Annotated in this window: 14 protein-coding genes; 4 read left to right on the top strand and 10 right to left on the bottom strand. The window is 59.7% G+C overall.

Translation table 11 applies throughout. From position 1 onward, the window contains the following. The first annotated feature begins 53 nt into the window (after nt 1–53). Nucleotides 54–1,424, top strand: a complete 1,371-nt coding sequence (locus tag DQ393_RS23410) for an IS1182 family transposase (protein WP_112340028.1) — start codon at nt 54–56, stop codon at nt 1,422–1,424. A 166-nt stretch (nt 1,425–1,590) separates the two neighbouring features. On the opposite strand, the gene DQ393_RS23405 is transcribed toward DQ393_RS23410, so the two are convergent. The 4 genes from DQ393_RS23405 to DQ393_RS23385 form a co-directional block, all read right to left on the bottom strand. After that, entirely contained in the window at nt 1,591–2,025 is a 435-nt protein-coding gene (locus DQ393_RS23405) for a BA14K family protein (RefSeq protein WP_112344107.1), read from the bottom strand. Between the two features lie 147 nt (nt 2,026–2,172). Continuing rightward, nucleotides 2,173–2,388: a cold-shock protein gene (locus DQ393_RS23400; protein WP_004116423.1), complete on the bottom strand. Its 216-nt coding sequence runs from the start codon at nt 2,386–2,388 to the stop codon at nt 2,173–2,175. A gap of 497 nt (nt 2,389–2,885) precedes the next feature. Continuing rightward, on the bottom strand, nt 2,886–3,776 hold the full coding sequence (locus tag DQ393_RS23390) for a DMT family transporter (RefSeq protein WP_112344105.1): 891 nt from the start codon (nt 3,774–3,776) through the stop codon (nt 2,886–2,888). 107 nt (nt 3,777–3,883) lie between these two features. Then, the gene (locus tag DQ393_RS23385) at nt 3,884–5,029 is read right to left on the bottom strand and encodes a PQQ-dependent sugar dehydrogenase (RefSeq protein WP_112344104.1); all 1,146 of its coding nucleotides are present in this window, start codon (nt 5,027–5,029) and stop codon (nt 3,884–3,886) included. A 517-nt stretch (nt 5,030–5,546) separates the two neighbouring features. Here DQ393_RS23385 and DQ393_RS23380 point away from each other — a divergent pair. Next, nucleotides 5,547–6,749: a pyridoxal phosphate-dependent aminotransferase gene (locus DQ393_RS23380; RefSeq protein ID WP_112344103.1), complete on the top strand. Its 1,203-nt coding sequence runs from the start codon at nt 5,547–5,549 to the stop codon at nt 6,747–6,749. A gap of 141 nt (nt 6,750–6,890) precedes the next feature. Here the strand turns inward: DQ393_RS23380 and DQ393_RS23375 are convergent, their stop codons facing one another. Beyond that, the gene (locus tag DQ393_RS23375) at nt 6,891–7,892 is read right to left on the bottom strand and encodes a calcium:proton antiporter (protein ID WP_432422024.1); all 1,002 of its coding nucleotides are present in this window, start codon (nt 7,890–7,892) and stop codon (nt 6,891–6,893) included. A gap of 337 nt (nt 7,893–8,229) precedes the next feature. Between DQ393_RS23375 and DQ393_RS23370 the strand changes: the two genes are divergently transcribed. Beyond that, nucleotides 8,230–8,511, top strand: a complete 282-nt coding sequence (locus DQ393_RS23370; RefSeq protein WP_112344101.1) for a DUF2188 domain-containing protein — start codon at nt 8,230–8,232, stop codon at nt 8,509–8,511. 87 nt (nt 8,512–8,598) lie between these two features. Here DQ393_RS23370 and DQ393_RS23365 read toward each other — a convergent pair whose 3' ends face one another. Both DQ393_RS23365 and DQ393_RS23360 read right to left on the bottom strand, forming a co-directional pair. Further along, nucleotides 8,599–9,120 carry a GrpB family protein gene (locus DQ393_RS23365; protein ID WP_181592409.1) on the bottom strand — a complete coding sequence of 174 codons (522 nt, stop codon included), beginning with the start codon at nt 9,118–9,120 and terminating at the stop codon, nt 8,599–8,601. After that, nucleotides 9,117–10,031: a LysR family transcriptional regulator gene (locus DQ393_RS23360; protein WP_112344099.1), complete on the bottom strand. Its 915-nt coding sequence runs from the start codon at nt 10,029–10,031 to the stop codon at nt 9,117–9,119. The genes DQ393_RS23365 and DQ393_RS23360 overlap by 4 nt, the downstream gene beginning before the upstream one ends. A gap of 92 nt (nt 10,032–10,123) precedes the next feature. Here DQ393_RS23360 and DQ393_RS23355 point away from each other — a divergent pair, with 92 nt between their 5' ends. Beyond that, nucleotides 10,124–11,101 (top strand): NAD-dependent epimerase/dehydratase family protein, encoded by a 978-nt coding sequence (locus tag DQ393_RS23355; RefSeq protein ID WP_181592408.1) that lies wholly within the window; start codon nt 10,124–10,126, stop codon nt 11,099–11,101. 8 nt (nt 11,102–11,109) lie between these two features. On the opposite strand, the gene DQ393_RS23350 is transcribed toward DQ393_RS23355, so the two are convergent. The 3 genes from DQ393_RS23350 to DQ393_RS23340 all read right to left on the bottom strand — a co-directional run bounded on the left by DQ393_RS23350 (nt 11,110) and on the right by DQ393_RS23340 (nt 14,436). Further along, on the bottom strand, nt 11,110–11,913 hold the full coding sequence (locus tag DQ393_RS23350; RefSeq protein ID WP_112344097.1) for an aminoglycoside phosphotransferase family protein: 804 nt from the start codon (nt 11,911–11,913) through the stop codon (nt 11,110–11,112). A gap of 196 nt (nt 11,914–12,109) precedes the next feature. Continuing rightward, nucleotides 12,110–13,222, bottom strand: coding sequence for an alkene reductase (locus DQ393_RS23345; RefSeq protein ID WP_112344096.1), 1,113 nt, complete (start codon nt 13,220–13,222; stop codon nt 12,110–12,112). 47 nt (nt 13,223–13,269) lie between these two features. Next, nucleotides 13,270–14,436 carry an MFS transporter gene (locus tag DQ393_RS23340; protein ID WP_112344095.1) on the bottom strand — a complete coding sequence of 389 codons (1,167 nt, stop codon included), beginning with the start codon at nt 14,434–14,436 and terminating at the stop codon, nt 13,270–13,272. Nucleotides 14,437–14,438: the final 2 nt, after the last annotated feature.

Below are 14,438 nucleotides of genomic sequence, written 5' to 3'. Positions count from 1 at the left end.
CAGACTGCTGACAAACCTCTGGCGTCAGCCGGAGGTTTTTGATTCAATGGGACATGCTGAAGAAACCTGCTCCCGAACAGACGGCTCTCGAGATGGTGACGCTCGACAGTCTTGTGCCGAAGGATCACCTTCTGCGCCGAATAGACGCGGTGATCGACTTCTCGTTCATCCACGATCGCGTTGCCGGCTTGTACTGCGCCGACAATGGCCGCCCGCCGCTTGATCCGACGCTGATGTTCAAGGCGCTGTTCATCGGCTACCTCTACGGCATTCGCTCCGAGCGGCAGCTGGTGCGCGAGATCGAGGTCAATGTCGCCTATCGCTGGTTTCTCAGGATGAAGCTGACGGATGGCGTGTTCGATGCGTCGACCCTGTCGCAGAACCGCCGCCGACGCTTCAACGATACGTCGGTGGCCCAGGATATCTTCGACCACATCGTTGAACAGGCGGTTTCCCACGGGCTGGTGGACGGCACGGTACTCTATACGGACAGTACCCATCTGAAGGCCAATGCCAACAAGGGCAAATACGATCTGGCCATGATCGAGAAATCGCGTGCCGACTACTGGGCCGACCTCGACCGGGCGATCGACGCGGAGCGCAAGCTGCATGGCCAGAAGCCGCTGAAGGACGGGGAGCGCCAGGCCGAGATCAAGGAGACCAAGGTGTCGCGCACCGATCCCCAGAGCGGCTACATGGTGCGTGACGGCAAGCCGAAGGGCTTCTTCTATCTCGATCATCGCACGGTGGACGGCCGACATGCGATCATCACCGATACCCATGTGACGCCGGCCAACGTGCATGACAGCATCGTCTATCTCGGCAGGCTCGACCGGCAGTGCCAACGCTTCGGCTTCGATGTGAAGGCTGTCGGGCTGGATGCCGGCTATGCCACCTCAGGCATCGCCCAAGGCCTGGAGGACCGCGCCATCCTCGGTGTCACCGGCTATCGCAATCCGACCCCGCCCAAAGCCGGCATGATGCGCAAGAACAGCTTCGTCTACGATCAGCGAGCCGATGGCTATCGCTGTCCGCAAGGCCAGCTTCTCACCTACGCCACCACCGACCGCAACGGCTACAAGCATTACACATCCGATCCTGCCATCTGCGGCACCTGCCCGCTTCTGGCGTCGTGCACGTCCAACGGCAAGGCCATCCGCACCATCACCCGGCACGTTTGGGCCGATGCCCGCGAGCGCACCGACGGTCACCGTCTCACATCCTGGGGCAAGGCGATCTACAAAAGACGCAAGGAGACGGTCGAGCGTTCCTTTGCCGATGCCAAGCAGCTGCACGGCCATCGCTACGCCCGCTTCCGAAGTCTCATCAAAGTCCGATGCCAGTGCCTGATGGCCGCCGCAGCCCAGAACATCAAGAAGATCGCGATGGCGCTCACAAAGACACCCAAACCGAGCCTCGCATGAATCACAGGAGCAGGACCGATCTCCCTTCAATGCCGCAACCCAGGAAACAAACACACCAGAAATACAAAACCCCGCCAAAATTTGACGGGGTTTGTCAGCAGTCTGAGCGCCGCTCGGAAGCGGCGCTTTGGTTTTTCGTCATATGAGGTCAGTGGCCGATCGCCAGTCAGTCGGCGGTGCAGAAGTGACGCATGCCGTCATAGCCGACATAGGTGCCGGAGCGGCCGTCAAAGCTTCTATAGCGGTCGTAGCAATAGCGCATCCAGGCGGAGGACCAAGGGCGCAGGCCGGAAACCGGCGGCGCGTAGTAGCTCACATCCCGCTCGACATAAACGCGGCGCGGAGGAGGACGATAATAGTAAGCCGGGGGAGGCGCGTCGTAACCGGGCTCGACATAGGCCGGTGCAGGCTCGACATAGCGTGGCTGGCTGGCGATGGCGGAGCCGACGATCAGGCCGGTGGCTAGCCCGGCAGCGCCGAGCGCCCAACCGTCGCGGTTGTGATGACGCCAGTATTCATCAGCGGACGCGGCGCTCATGGACGTTACCGTCAGTGCCGCGGCGACGGCGGACATGACAAGCGTTTTGCCGAGTATGGTCATTGGCCTATCCTCTAAGGAAGCGGGAGGACTTTCATTCCCGCTCTTTCATGGCAGGCAGACTATACGCGGCAAACTGAATGCAGACTGAATGACAAAACCCGGCATCGCTGCCGGGCCTCAACTCGAATTGATAGCCGTAAAGGCGTCTCAGCCGGCAATCTGCAGATTGACGGCCTTCGGTCCCTTGCCGCGGCGATCCGGTTCCGTGTCGAAGCTTACCTTCTGGTTTTCCGACAATCCAGCCAGACCAGAAGCCTGAACTGCAGAAATGTGTACAAAGATGTCCGCGCCACCCTTGTCAGGTTTGATGAAACCGAAGCCCTTATCGGTATTGAAAAATTTTACAGTGCCAGTCTCGGCCATGCCTCAGGTCCTTTTCTCTCTGCCCACCATCCACACGGGCAGCATTACTTCTTTGCCCTTGCGGGCGCTTGCAGGCAGTTCTCGAATTGTGAAGGAAAAGGTCCCCGTAACTCGGCATGATCTCGATGCGATGTTTGCCACCCCGCTTCTCGATCAAGCTGACCGGAATATTAGCGTTTCCGGCGCGCAATTCTATTAGGACTTCCCATGCTCTAAAAATGCCCGAACACCGTTGAGAGTGCTGTGTTTATGGCAAATTGGCAAGCAAAAGTTTTTTAACGTGTCGCAAGAGGCACACTAGCGTAATGCGATTGTGTTATTGCGATTCGCAAATTTTCCCTCTTTGAAACAAGTTTCCAAGGTTTTTCCATCGCTCGCGATATAGTTTTGATGAAATTTTCCCAAATCGACGGGTGTGAGCGCTCATTTTCGATTGTTCCGAAAAATTTCAGCAAAGTCTGCTGAAAGCCGACGGAAGCACGCATTCCAGGGCTTTTTTACGCCGTAGCATGGCGACGACGGGTTAATTCCGGCACGAGTTCGACTGCAAGCATCGCGGTAAACATGAGGGCACAGCCGACATAGCCGAGCGGACCCATGGTTTCGCCCAGCAGCAAGGCGCCGAGCGAAGCACCGAACAATGCCTCCGAAGACAGGAAGATCGCAGCCTGGGGGGCGGTGGTGTAACGCTGGCCGATGATCTGCAACGCAAAGGCCAGGCCGGATGAAAAGATGCCGACATACAGGATCTCGCCAAGCGCTGCCCTTATATCGGCGATGCTGATCGGTTCGACGGCGACCGCGACGGCCAGGGCGAGAACGGCGGTGACGGCAAACTGCGTTGCGGAAATACCAAGTGGCCGGCCGGTTTCATTGACGGCCGAGCCGGCAAGGGTAATTTGCGCCGCCCAGAAGAGCGCGCAGATGACGGTCAGGAAATCGCCTGTTGTCAGGCGTGAGAAGGAGCCGCCCGACAGCAGATAGATGCCGCAGAGCGCCATCAAAGCCGCCGGCCAGATGATCCAATGCGGCGGCCGGCGCAGGAAAATAACGGCAATCAGCGGTACGAAGACCACGTAAAGACCGGTTATGAAGCTCGAATTCGTCACTGTCGTCGTCAGAAGCCCGATCTGCTGGGTCGCGGCACCTCCGAAAAGCGTGACGCCGATCAGCAAAAAGGAGAGCCAGTTGCGAGGCGTCAGCGGCTTTGCGGCCTTCCTTTTTTCCATCCAAACGAAAGGCAGGACGACCATGGTGGCAACGGCGAATCTGAGGCCGATGAACCAGAACGGACCAATCGCCTTCATGGCTGTCGATTGCGCAACGAAACCGCCGCCCCAGATTGCGGCGGCAAGCAACAACAACAAATTCGCCTGTATGCGAGACATCTGCATCCTGCGTGAAGGGGAGGAAGGGAGAAAGGAGTAAGGCGACCGTTAGCAGCTGCTTTTGCGCCGGACAAGGGCGAATGGTGTTAAATGCGGAGCGCTTGGAATTACCCTGCAGCCCTCGAAACCCTCAGGAGCGCACCATCCTCTTCATCGGTGGTGATCAACAGGGCGCCATCGGGTGCGACCGTGATATCGCGCAGGCGGCCGAATTTGCCATCGAACATGCGTTCTCGCTCGCCAATCCTGCCCTTGCCGTCCTGGCTCAGCCGTGAGAGCAGCTCGAACTTCAGGGCCGTGACGAGGAAATCGCCGTTCCATTCGGGAAACATCTTGCCGCGATAGACGGCGATGGCGCCGGGCGCGATCGAAGGATCCCAATAGAAGCGGGGTTGCTCCATGCCGGCCTTTGCGGTGCCGACGCCGATTTTTGTGCCGGAATAATTGACACCGTAGGAGATGACTGGCCAGCCGTAGTTCTTGCCGGCTTCGGGCGTGTTGATCTCATCGCCGCCCCTTGCGCCGTGCTCTGCCGTATAGAGCCTGTTCGTCTGGCTGTCGAACGCGATGCCCTGCGGATTGCGATGGCCTTTGGACCAGATTTCCGGCAAGGCACGCCTGCCGTCCTTGAACGGATTGTCGGCGGGGATGCTGCCGTCGGCCTCGATATGGATGATGGAGCCGGCGTCGTCCTGAAAATCCTGGGCGCGGTCCTGTTGGCCACGGTCGCCGAGGCTGACGAAGAGGCTGCCGTCGCGGGCAATCGCGATACGCGAGCCATACTGGATATTGCCGCGCGAGAGCTTGTTCATCAGGAAAATACGCTTCACATCGGTCACCTGTTTTTCGTCCTGCGACAGCCGGGCACGAAAGACGGCCGTGCCGCTCCCGCCGTCGCCCGCCACCGAGGCGGTAAAATAGAGGGTGCGGTTGCTGGCGAATTTCGGGTCGAGCGCGACATCAAGCAGGCCGCCTTGACCGCGCGCATAGACCTCGGGCAGGCCTGATAGGGGAGTGGAGATCTTGCCATCGCGGATAAGGCGCATGCGGCCAGGGCGTTCGGTGACCAGATAGGCGCCATCCGGCAGCACTTCGACCGCCCAGGGGTGTTCGAGCCCTGTGGCGATTGCTTCGACCTTCACGTCTATCTTTTGCGTCTTGATGGTCTCCGCAGGTTCGGCATGCGCCGACGTTGCCGTCAGCAGGGCGCAGGCCATCAAGGTGATCGAAAATCCCGTTCCGGCAGTGCGCATGTGTTTGACCTCCCCATAGGCTCGCTTTTGCAAGGTGGGACCGTTCGACTGCCATTCAAGCCTGACCGCGGAACCGATAACGTCTTTGTGTTCCTGCTTCCGGCGAAAGGACGCTTTTTGGATCTGCCGATCCTGTCTGCAGGCGGAGGTATTTCCCGTGCAAGAGGCGCCGGACGAGCGGCGGGAGAAGCCAATGTCGAAGAAGTAGCTGATCTATATTGGAAATTTCCGCCGTCTTCAGAGTTTGATTCGGGTGCTTCGCGTGATGATTCAAGGTCGGACAGTTTGGCGATGCCTGGCTGCGGTCGATGCTACCCGAGCAAAAGTGAGGCGTGCTCTCTCGACCATGCCTCTAGCTGGGTAAGAAAAGGGTGCGCGGACGGCCCTGGACGCCATGAAATAAAGCCACTGTGACGCCTTTGTGCTTGAAACGGCGGTCCATATTCGACATAGAGCTTAGCGCAGAAAACTGGTCCGCAGGCTTTCTGCCATTTTCAACCGAATAGGACCGATCACCATGGCCTTTCTTGCCGACGCTCTTTCCCGTGTAAAGCCTTCTGCCACCATCGCCGTTTCCCAGAAAGCGCGCGAGCTGAAAGCAAAAGGACGCGACGTGATCGGCCTCGGCGCCGGTGAGCCGGATTTCGATACGCCAGATAATATCAAGCAGGCCGCCATCGACGCGATCAACCGCGGCGAGACGAAGTACACGCCGATCTCCGGCATCCCGGAACTGCGCAAGGCGATCGCCGCCAAGTTCAAGCGCGAGAACAATCTCGATTACACCTGGGAGCAGACCATCGTCGGCACGGGTGGCAAGCAGATCCTGTTCAACGCCTTCATGGCGACGCTGAACCCGGGCGACGAAGTCATCATCCCGACGCCTTATTGGGTTTCCTACCCGGAAATGGTGTCGCTGTGCGGCGGTACGCCGGTTTTCGTCGCCACGACGCAGGCCAACAACTTCAAGCTTCAGCCGGCCGACCTCGAAAAGGCGATCACGCCGAAGACCAAGTGGTTCATGTTCAACTCGCCGTCCAACCCGTCGGGCGCTGCCTATTCGTATGCCGAGTTGAAGGCGCTGACGGACGTGCTGGTCAAGCATCCGCATGTCTGGATCCTGACCGACGATATGTACGAGCACCTGACCTATGGCGATTTCAAATTCGCCACGCCGGTCGAAGTCGAGCCGAGCCTCTATGACCGCACGCTGACGATGAACGGCGTCTCGAAGGCCTATGCCATGACCGGCTGGCGTATTGGCTATGCCGCCGGCCCGCTGCAGCTCATCAAGGCGATGGACATGATCCAGGGTCAGCAGACCTCGGGGGCCACCTCGATTGCCCAGTGGGCAGCTGTCGAGGCATTGAACGGCACGCAGGACTTCATTCCGCGCAACAAGAAGATCTTCGAAGGTCGCCGTGATCTCGTCGTATCGATGCTGAACCAGGCGAAAGGTATTTCGTGCCCGGTTCCGGAAGGCGCCTTTTACGTCTATCCGTCCTGCGCCGGCCTGATCGGCAAGACGGCTCCGAGCGGCAAAGTCATCGAGACGGACGAGGACTTCGTGTCCGAGCTGCTGGAATCGGAAGGTGTGGCCGTCGTGCACGGTTCGGCTTTCGGCCTGGGTCCGAACTTCCGCATCTCCTATGCGACCTCGGAAGAGCTGCTCGAGGAAGCCTGCCGCCGCATCCAGCGCTTCTGCGGCGCCTGCAAGTAAGCGGTCCAAAATCGTTCAATTGAAAAGCCCGCCAGAGATGGCGGGCTTTTTGCATTCAGCTTGTCGGTTTCGTCTTCATCAACTGATTCAAGGGCTTCGCAAATTGAATCCCGCTACCGACGTAAGTCGTTGAAATCCGAATCAAAGTCCGAGCGCTGTCAGCATGATAAAAGTGGCGAAGAGAATGAAATGGGTCATGCCCTCGATGGCGTTGGTTTCGCCATCGTTGAGGTTGATGGCGGCGGCGATCAGCGTGATCATCACCATGACCGTCTGCACCGGCGCCATGGCCATGATAAAGGGCTGGCCGGTATAAAGCGCAATCGCCTCCATGACGGGCACCGTCAGGATGACCGTCGATAGCGAGGCGCCCATCGCGATATTGACCGTTGCCTGCATGCGATTGCGCAGGGCTGCCCGCAATGCCGTCAGGATTTCTGGAGCTGCCGAAATCGCCGCGACGACGATGGCCGCGATGGCGGGCGGTGCTCCCGTGCCCTTGAGGCCGGTATCCATGAAGGCCGACATGAATTCCGCCAGCAAGCCGATCAGCACGACGCCGATCAGGATGGTGGCGATCGAGGTGGCGGTGGATTCCTCGTCGTGATCTTCTTCGGCTGCCGCATGCTTCTTCTCGGTGCGTGGATAGCTGTAGCTGAAGAAATAGCTGTGCTTGCCGACCTGCATGCGCAGGAACAGCGCATAGAGTGCAATCATCGCGACGATGGTGAAGGCGGAATAATAATGCCATTTCGCATCGGGAATGAATTCCGGCACGATCATCGAAATGCCCATGGCTGTCAGGATCATCACGCCATAGGTCTTGCTGGAATCGTCATTGTAGGGCTGTTCGCCATGTTTCAGGCCGCCAAGAAGAGCGGCGAGGCCGAGGATGCCATTGATATCGAGCATGACGGCAGCGTAGATCGTGTCGCGCACCAGAGTCGGCGAGCTTTCCCCGCTCATCATGATGGCGAGGATGATGACTTCGACGGCGACAGCCGACAGGGTGAGGATCATCGTGCCATAGGGGTCGCCGACCTTGACGGCAAGGGTTTCGGCATGATGAGCGACGCGCATGGAAGCCAGCACAATCGTTGCGATCAATGCCGCCGCCGCGATCATCGATGCAGCTTGTCCCATTTCGAGCACGGAATGCTCGCCGACATAGGCAATGACGGCAATTGCCAATGCGACCAACAGGGCTTTTTCCTGCCTAAGCCATTTTGCTGCGACCACTTTCCCGACCTTTGTCCCAACCTTTGCGCCGATTCACGGTTGCACTCTAAAGCAATGATTTCGCACATCAAGCGCCTAAGCAGGAGCCGAAATTTGCAGTTGGCGCGGTTTAATGGAATACTGCACGAATAGGTCTGCCCAACCAAAATGCCGCGGCATCCTCGAAACCCGTCTCAGATGCACGCGATCCTGCCGGCAACGTCCGGATTCAGAGGTCTTGGCAGATGAGAAGGAGGTTTGAATGGTCAAGGTCGTTTACGAAATCGTGCCGCATGACGGTGGGTGGGCCTATCGCTTCCGCGATGTGTATTCGGAGGCGTTTCCCACGCATTCCGAAGCTGTGGAGGCCGCGCGGATCGTTGCGGCTGAACAGCAAGTCGGCGGCGACTCGGCCGAAATCAGCTGGCAGGACGAAAGCGGCAAATGGCATGAGGAATATGCCGACGGCGGCGACCGTCCGGAAACGGAGGTTCTCGACGGCCAGAGGCATTTTCCGCCGATCGATACGGCGCCTGGTGCCTAGCGCGGTTCAGCGCTTCACGGATTCACCAAACCGTCCTGGCTCTTTGCTCTTCCGCAATTGCGGACGGAAAACCGCTGCGCTGCTATCCTAGGCTTGGCGTTCGGCAACTGCCTTTTCGATGATCGCTTCGACGAAGTGACGCTTCTCGGCAGTATAGCGGTCACCATCGTGCCGGTAGGTTTTGGCGAGTTCCAGCTTCAGTTTCTCATAGGCGGCTGCTTCCGCCGGGTGTCCCCGAAGATAATCCCGAAAGATCATCCTGCGTTCATGCGTCCGGTTGTTTGGCGGACAAAGATAGACGCGCTCCGGCGGCATGCCGTCGCGCCGCATGAACGCCCAGACTTCATCGTCATAGCGGTTACCGCGCGGCTCGTAACCTTGGTTCAGCAGAATCTGCGTCGCGGCGGGAACGTCGGCGGAGCCGCGCAGGATGATGTCGATATCGATAAGCGGTTTTGCCGCGAGGCCGGGAATGGATGTGCTGCCGATATGCGTGATCGTCACGGCATAGGGTGCCAGCAACCGTTGGAGCTGCTCTCGGATGCGCTCGAAATCATCCGGCCAGTTCGGGTCATATGGCACCAGCTCCACCGCCGCTCCAACAGTCAAGACGGTTCCTCCGCGTTGTTACCTTTGATGTAAGTAAGCAAACCCGCGACCAGCGCGTCAAATGTCACGCGGCAGCGCGGCGATGTCTTCAGGTTTTCGTGCATGACGACCCAGGTGTCGAGCGACAATTCGATTTCGGGCAGCAGGTGCACCAGGCTTGCGTCGCGTCTTGCCAAGGGCATCTGATAGAAGCCGATGCCGATACCGGCGCGCAAAGCATTATGCAATGCGATGCTATGGTCGGATCGAAAGCTGAAAGAGACACCGTCGAGCATCGAATAGCGTTTCCGCATCATCCGTATGTAGGCAGTCTGGCGATCGAAGCCGATCAGCTTGTGCCGGCGCAGAGCCTCACGGGTTTCAGGTTTGCCATGTCGCTCAATATAGCTGCGATGAGCGAAAAGGCCGAGGGTGATGGTGCCGATATGGCGCGAGAGCAACGCCTCCTGCGCCGGCGCGACCATGCGCACGGCAATATCGGCTTCACGCTGCAGCAGGTCTTCCACCGTGTCGGAAGCGGACAGCTCGACAATGAGGTCGGGATATTTTGCCTGCAGTTCGGCAAGGATCGCTGGCAACACTTCCGTTCCGATGACCTCGCTGGCGCTGATGCGCACCGTGCCGCTGACCTTGTCTTTCGAACCGGAGGCGGCTCGCAGCAAGGCGGCAGCCGTATTGGCCAGCGTCTCGGCATAAGGTTTCAGGGCAAGAGCGGCATCGGTCGGCAACAAGCCCTGCTGTGAACGCGTGAACAGTTCGGCGCCGACCGCCTTTTCCAATGCATCGATATGACGGCCGACCGTCGGCTGTGTCAGGCCGAGATCGCGAGCAGCCGCCGAAAGCGAACCGTGCTGCAGCACGGCAAGGAAGGTGCGATAGAAATCCCAGCTTGGTTCAGAGGGTGATTCCATACATTTACGTATATCATCTGCATATTTTTCCGCAATTTCGTTTATCGTCGATACCAAGCATAGTCAGTCCATCGAAACAGATGGAGATGACGATGAGCAACCATAAGGAAAGCACGAAGACGGCCCTGATACTCGGCGCGACCGGCGGTATTGGCGGTGCAGTCGCGGAAGGGCTTGCCCTTCGCGGCTGGCGCATTCGGGCGCTGAACCGCAATGCAGCCGAGGCGGCCCGCCGCCAGCCGGAGTTCGACTGGTTTCAGGGCGATGCCATGCAGGCGGATGATGTTCTGAAGGCGGCGCAGGGTGCTGACGTCATCGTGCATGCCGTCAACCCACCGGGTTATCGCAATTGGGGCAAAGTCGTCCTGCCGATGCTCGATAACACTATTGCCGCCGCCAAGGCTATCGGTGCGCGGATCGTGCTGCCCGGTACGGTTTACAATTTCGGTCCCGATGTGTTCCCCCATGTTACGGAGGACAGCGCGCAGCGGCCGAAGACCCGCAAAGGCGCCATTCGCGTTGAAATGGAGCGGCGCCTGGAGGCGGCGGCAGAGCGGGGCGATACGCCTGTCATCATTGTTCGCGCCGGCGATTTCTTTGGCGGATCTCGTGCCAATAGCTGGTTCTCGCAGGCCATGGTGACACCGGGCAAGCCGGTCAGCTCCATCACCTATCCGGGCAGGGCCGGTCTCGGGCATCAATGGGCCTATCTGCCCGATGTCGCCGAGACGATGATCCGGCTGATCGAAAAGGGGGGTGAACTGCCTGCTTTCGCGGTTTACCACATGCGGGGCCATTGGGATGGCGATGGCAGACAGATGATCGATGCCGTGCGGCGTGTGCTCGGGCATGCGGTGAAGGTCAAGGCATTTCCCTGGATAATAGTGCCGCTGGCCGCACCCTTCGTGCCCTTCATGCGGGAGCTGCGTGAAATGAGCTACCTGTGGAAGGTGCCGCTGCAGATGAGGAATGACAAGCTGCTGGCCGTGCTCGGCGAAGAGCCGCATACACCGATCGACGAGGCGGTGAAGGCAACACTTGCAGCGATCGGCTGCCTGCCTGCGGCATGAGCCGGCCGTCAGGCGTTGAGTTCGGAGAAGGCGATGCTAGCGACGGTTAAATCCGAATCCGCATTCTTGGTATCGCCATCGCTCAAGAACCACGTCGCCGAAAGCCCCGCATAGGCGATGATCCATTGCAGAAGGCGTTTCGGTTCGAGGCCCGCCTCGGCACAGACGATCGGCAATTGCCGTTGCAGGCGGCCCGGCTTCGTAACAATAGGCAGTTCGGGATTGCAGAAGATATTGGCGAAATCGAAACCGCGCTCGCCATGGACCCGCTTGGGGTCGATAGCGAGCCAGCCGCGGGGGCCGAAATCGAGAATGTTTTCGTGGTGAATGTCGCCGTGCAATATGGTCTGGTCGCGTTGATCCGCCAGAAGTCGTGCGGCCACATCGGCACAGGCGGCGAGCATGCCGCCATGGATGCGTGCCGCCGGTTCAAGCTCCCGAAACCAGCGATCCAGCGGCACCAGATCCGACGGTAGCGGCTTTGCCTTGCCTGCATGCAGCCTCGCCGCTGTGCGACACATGATCCGGCTCGCCTCGTCATCTTCTTCCTGCATTGCCATGGTGAGCAGCGAGCCTGCGCCGGTTGCTCGTTCAATGAGGGCGGCGTCATCGTCATGTTCGTAGACAAAGGCGGCGCCTTCGCCATCCCACCAGCGCAGCACGCGATTGCCGAACTTCTCGTCGACATTTTGCGCAACCTTGATCATGGCGGGCTTATCCCGCCAGATGACCGGAAGAAGGTGGCTCGAATGGGTGATGATGGGATCGCCGTCCGGCGTCAGCGACCAACGGTCTATGTAGCGTTCAAACATATATCGGCTTTGCTAGGTGGGTATCATGATCTTGCGATCGGCACGCCTGCTTAGCTCGGTTGTGCAACGCCTGTTTTCAAGCGCCGAAATAGAAAAGCCCTCGCAACGGTTCGTCGCGAGGGCACTTTTTGGGCGTTAAGCACAGTTCGTCAGGCTGGCCACGGGCGAAGGCGCTGCCTGCGAGATGGATCGCTACTTAAGCCGCTTCGTCCAGGGCCGGATAGTCGTCGTAGCCCTTGGCGCCGCCGCCGTAGAGCGTTGCCTGGTCCCATTGGGCGAGCGGTGCGTTTTCCTTCAGGCGGCGGACGAGATCCGGATTGGAGATGAACGGCTTGCCGAAGGCAACGACATCGGCCTTGCCGTTGTCGACGGCTTCGATCGCCATCTCGCGCGTATAGGCATTGTTGACCATCCAGCCGGCCTTGCCGCCTGCGGCCTGATAGGCTGCATGCAGGGCATCGTAATCGAAGGGGAGGGAGTCGCGCTTACCGCCGGTCTGGCCTTCGATGACATGGATATAGGCGAGGCCGTACTTCGCCAGGCCTTCGACGACATAGGTGAAGAGCTGCTGCGGGGCCGGGTCGCTGGCATCGCCGGATGAGGTGACGGGCGAAATGCGGACCGCGGTGCGGCCCGCACCGACTTCCTTGGTGACGGCATCGACCACTTCGAACAGGAAGCGGGCACGGTTTTCGATCGAGCCGCCATATTGGTCGGTGCGGTCATTGACGTTGCCGCGCAGGAACTGGTCGATCAGGTAGCCGTTGGCGCCATGGATCTCGACGCCGTCGAAACCGGCATCGATCGCAGCGCGGGCAGCCTTGCGATAGTCTTCGACAATGCCCGGGATTTCCGAGGTTTCGAGCGCACGCGGTTCGGAAACGTCGGTAAAGCCGCCGGTGCCGTCGCTGTTGACCAGATAGGTCTTCGAATTTTCAGCACGCCTGGAAGTGGAGGAGACCGGCTTGCCGCCATTCGGCTGCAGGGTCGTATGGGAGATACGACCGACATGCCACATCTGCACGACGATCTTGCCGCCATTGGCATGCACGGCATCCGTTACCTTCTTCCAGCCGTCGAGCGCTTCCTTGCTGTAGAGGCCGGGAACGTTGGCGTAGCCCTGACCCTGATGGGTGATCGCCGTTGCTTCGGTGATGATCAGGCCGGCGGTCGCGCGCTGGGCATAATATTTGACGTTCAGCTCGTTCGGCACGGCATTCGGCGAGCGATTGCGCGTGAGCGGCGCCATGACGATGCGGTTGGCGATGGAGATGTCGCCGAGCTTGGTTGGTTCGAACAGTTTGGTCATTGAGTAGGTCCTTTTTACTGGGGGAGGATGAAGGGGAAGGGAAAATATCAGGACGAAGCGAGGGCTTCGCCCTTGGGACGCAAGGCGGCAAAGGTCAGCAGGACTGTCACAAAGCCGAGAATTGCCATGGCCGAGCCGGCGAGCGGCACCTGAGCCAGGGAAAAGCCCTCGTCGATGACAACACCGCCGATCCAGGCGCCGAGCGCGTTACCGGTGTTGAAGGCGCCGATATTGATGGTCGATACGAGGTTCGGGGCATCCTTGCCGAAGTTGACGACATTGATCTGCAATGCCGGCACGGCAGCGAAAGCGGCCGCAGCCCACAGGAAGAGGGTGATTTCGGCGCCGACGAGGGAGTGGATGGTGACGCTGAAGATCGTCGATGTCACCGCGATCGCCAGGAAGACACCGGCAAGCGTGGTGCCGAGGCGCCAGTCCGCGAGCTTGCCGCCGATGAGGTTGCCGATGGTCAGACCGACACCGATCGAGAGCAGAGTCCAGGTCACCGTTTCGGGCGAAACGCCCGTGACATCGCGCAGCATCGGGGCGATGTAGGTGAAAAGCGCGAACATGGCGGCCGAGAAGAAAACGGTCGTCAGCAGCGCCAGCCAGAGGCCGAGACCACGCAAGGCTGCTATTTCGCGGCCAAGGCTGCCCTGGCGTGCTTTTTCGTTCTTCGGCAGCACGGCAACAAGTCCAGCGATCGAGGCGACGCCGAGCAGCGTGACGATCCAGAACGGCGCGCGCCAGCCGAAAGCCTGGCCAAATGCCGTGCCGAGAGGAACGCCAAGCACGTTGGCAAGCGTCAGGCCGGTAAACATCAAAGCGACGGCGCGGGCCTTGCGGTCTTCCGGCACCAGGCTGGCCGCGACGACCGAACCGATGCCGAAGAAGGCGCCGTGGCAAAGGGCGGTGACGATACGGGCGATCATCAAAATCCAATAGTTCGGGGCGATGGCGCAGAGAAGATTGCCGAGGATGAAGAAGCCCATCAGCATGATCAGCGCCGACCGCCGGCGCAGATGGGCGGTCGAGACAGCCATGATCGGCGCACCGATGGCGACGGCCAGCGCATAGCCGGTGACCAACCAACCGGCCTGTGGAATGGTGACCGCGAGATCCGAGGCAACCTCCGGCAGCAGTCCCATGATGACGAATTCCGTCGTGCCGATGGCAAAGGAGCTGAGCGCGAGAACGAGGAGTGCAAGAGGCATGA

Source organism: Martinezella tropici, assembly GCF_003287875.1.
Lineage (GTDB): Bacteria > Pseudomonadota > Alphaproteobacteria > Rhizobiales > Rhizobiaceae > Rhizobium > Rhizobium tropici_C.
The sequence above is the reverse complement of the archived record's forward strand: the minus strand, read 5'-3'. Positions and strand labels throughout refer to the sequence as shown.

Bases quoted from the DNA above. Each gene is read 5' to 3' on its own strand.
- DQ393_RS23410 (WP_112340028.1), top strand. From the start codon at position 54: ATGCTGAAGAAACCTGCTCCCGAACAGACGGCTCTCGAGATGGTGACG.
- DQ393_RS23405 (WP_112344107.1), bottom strand. From the start codon at position 2,025: ATGACCATACTCGGCAAAACGCTTGTCATGTCCGCCGTCGCCGCGGCA.
- DQ393_RS23400 (WP_004116423.1), bottom strand. From the start codon at position 2,388: ATGGCCGAGACTGGCACTGTAAAATTTTTCAATACCGATAAGGGCTTC.
- DQ393_RS23390 (WP_112344105.1), bottom strand. From the start codon at position 3,776: ATGTCTCGCATACAGGCGAATTTGTTGTTGTTGCTTGCCGCCGCAATC.
- DQ393_RS23385 (WP_112344104.1), bottom strand. From the start codon at position 5,029: ATGCGCACTGCCGGAACGGGATTTTCGATCACCTTGATGGCCTGCGCC.
- DQ393_RS23380 (WP_112344103.1), top strand. From the start codon at position 5,547: ATGGCCTTTCTTGCCGACGCTCTTTCCCGTGTAAAGCCTTCTGCCACC.
- DQ393_RS23375 (WP_432422024.1), bottom strand. From the start codon at position 7,892: ATGGGACAAGCTGCATCGATGATCGCGGCGGCGGCATTGATCGCAACG.
- DQ393_RS23370 (WP_112344101.1), top strand. From the start codon at position 8,230: ATGGTCAAGGTCGTTTACGAAATCGTGCCGCATGACGGTGGGTGGGCC.
- DQ393_RS23360 (WP_112344099.1), bottom strand. From the start codon at position 10,031: ATGGAATCACCCTCTGAACCAAGCTGGGATTTCTATCGCACCTTCCTT.
- DQ393_RS23355 (WP_181592408.1), top strand. From the start codon at position 10,124: ATGAGCAACCATAAGGAAAGCACGAAGACGGCCCTGATACTCGGCGCG.
- DQ393_RS23350 (WP_112344097.1), bottom strand. From the start codon at position 11,913: ATGTTTGAACGCTACATAGACCGTTGGTCGCTGACGCCGGACGGCGAT.
- DQ393_RS23345 (WP_112344096.1), bottom strand. From the start codon at position 13,222: ATGACCAAACTGTTCGAACCAACCAAGCTCGGCGACATCTCCATCGCC.
- DQ393_RS23340 (WP_112344095.1), bottom strand. From the start codon at position 14,436: ATGCCTCTTGCACTCCTCGTTCTCGCGCTCAGCTCCTTTGCCATCGGC.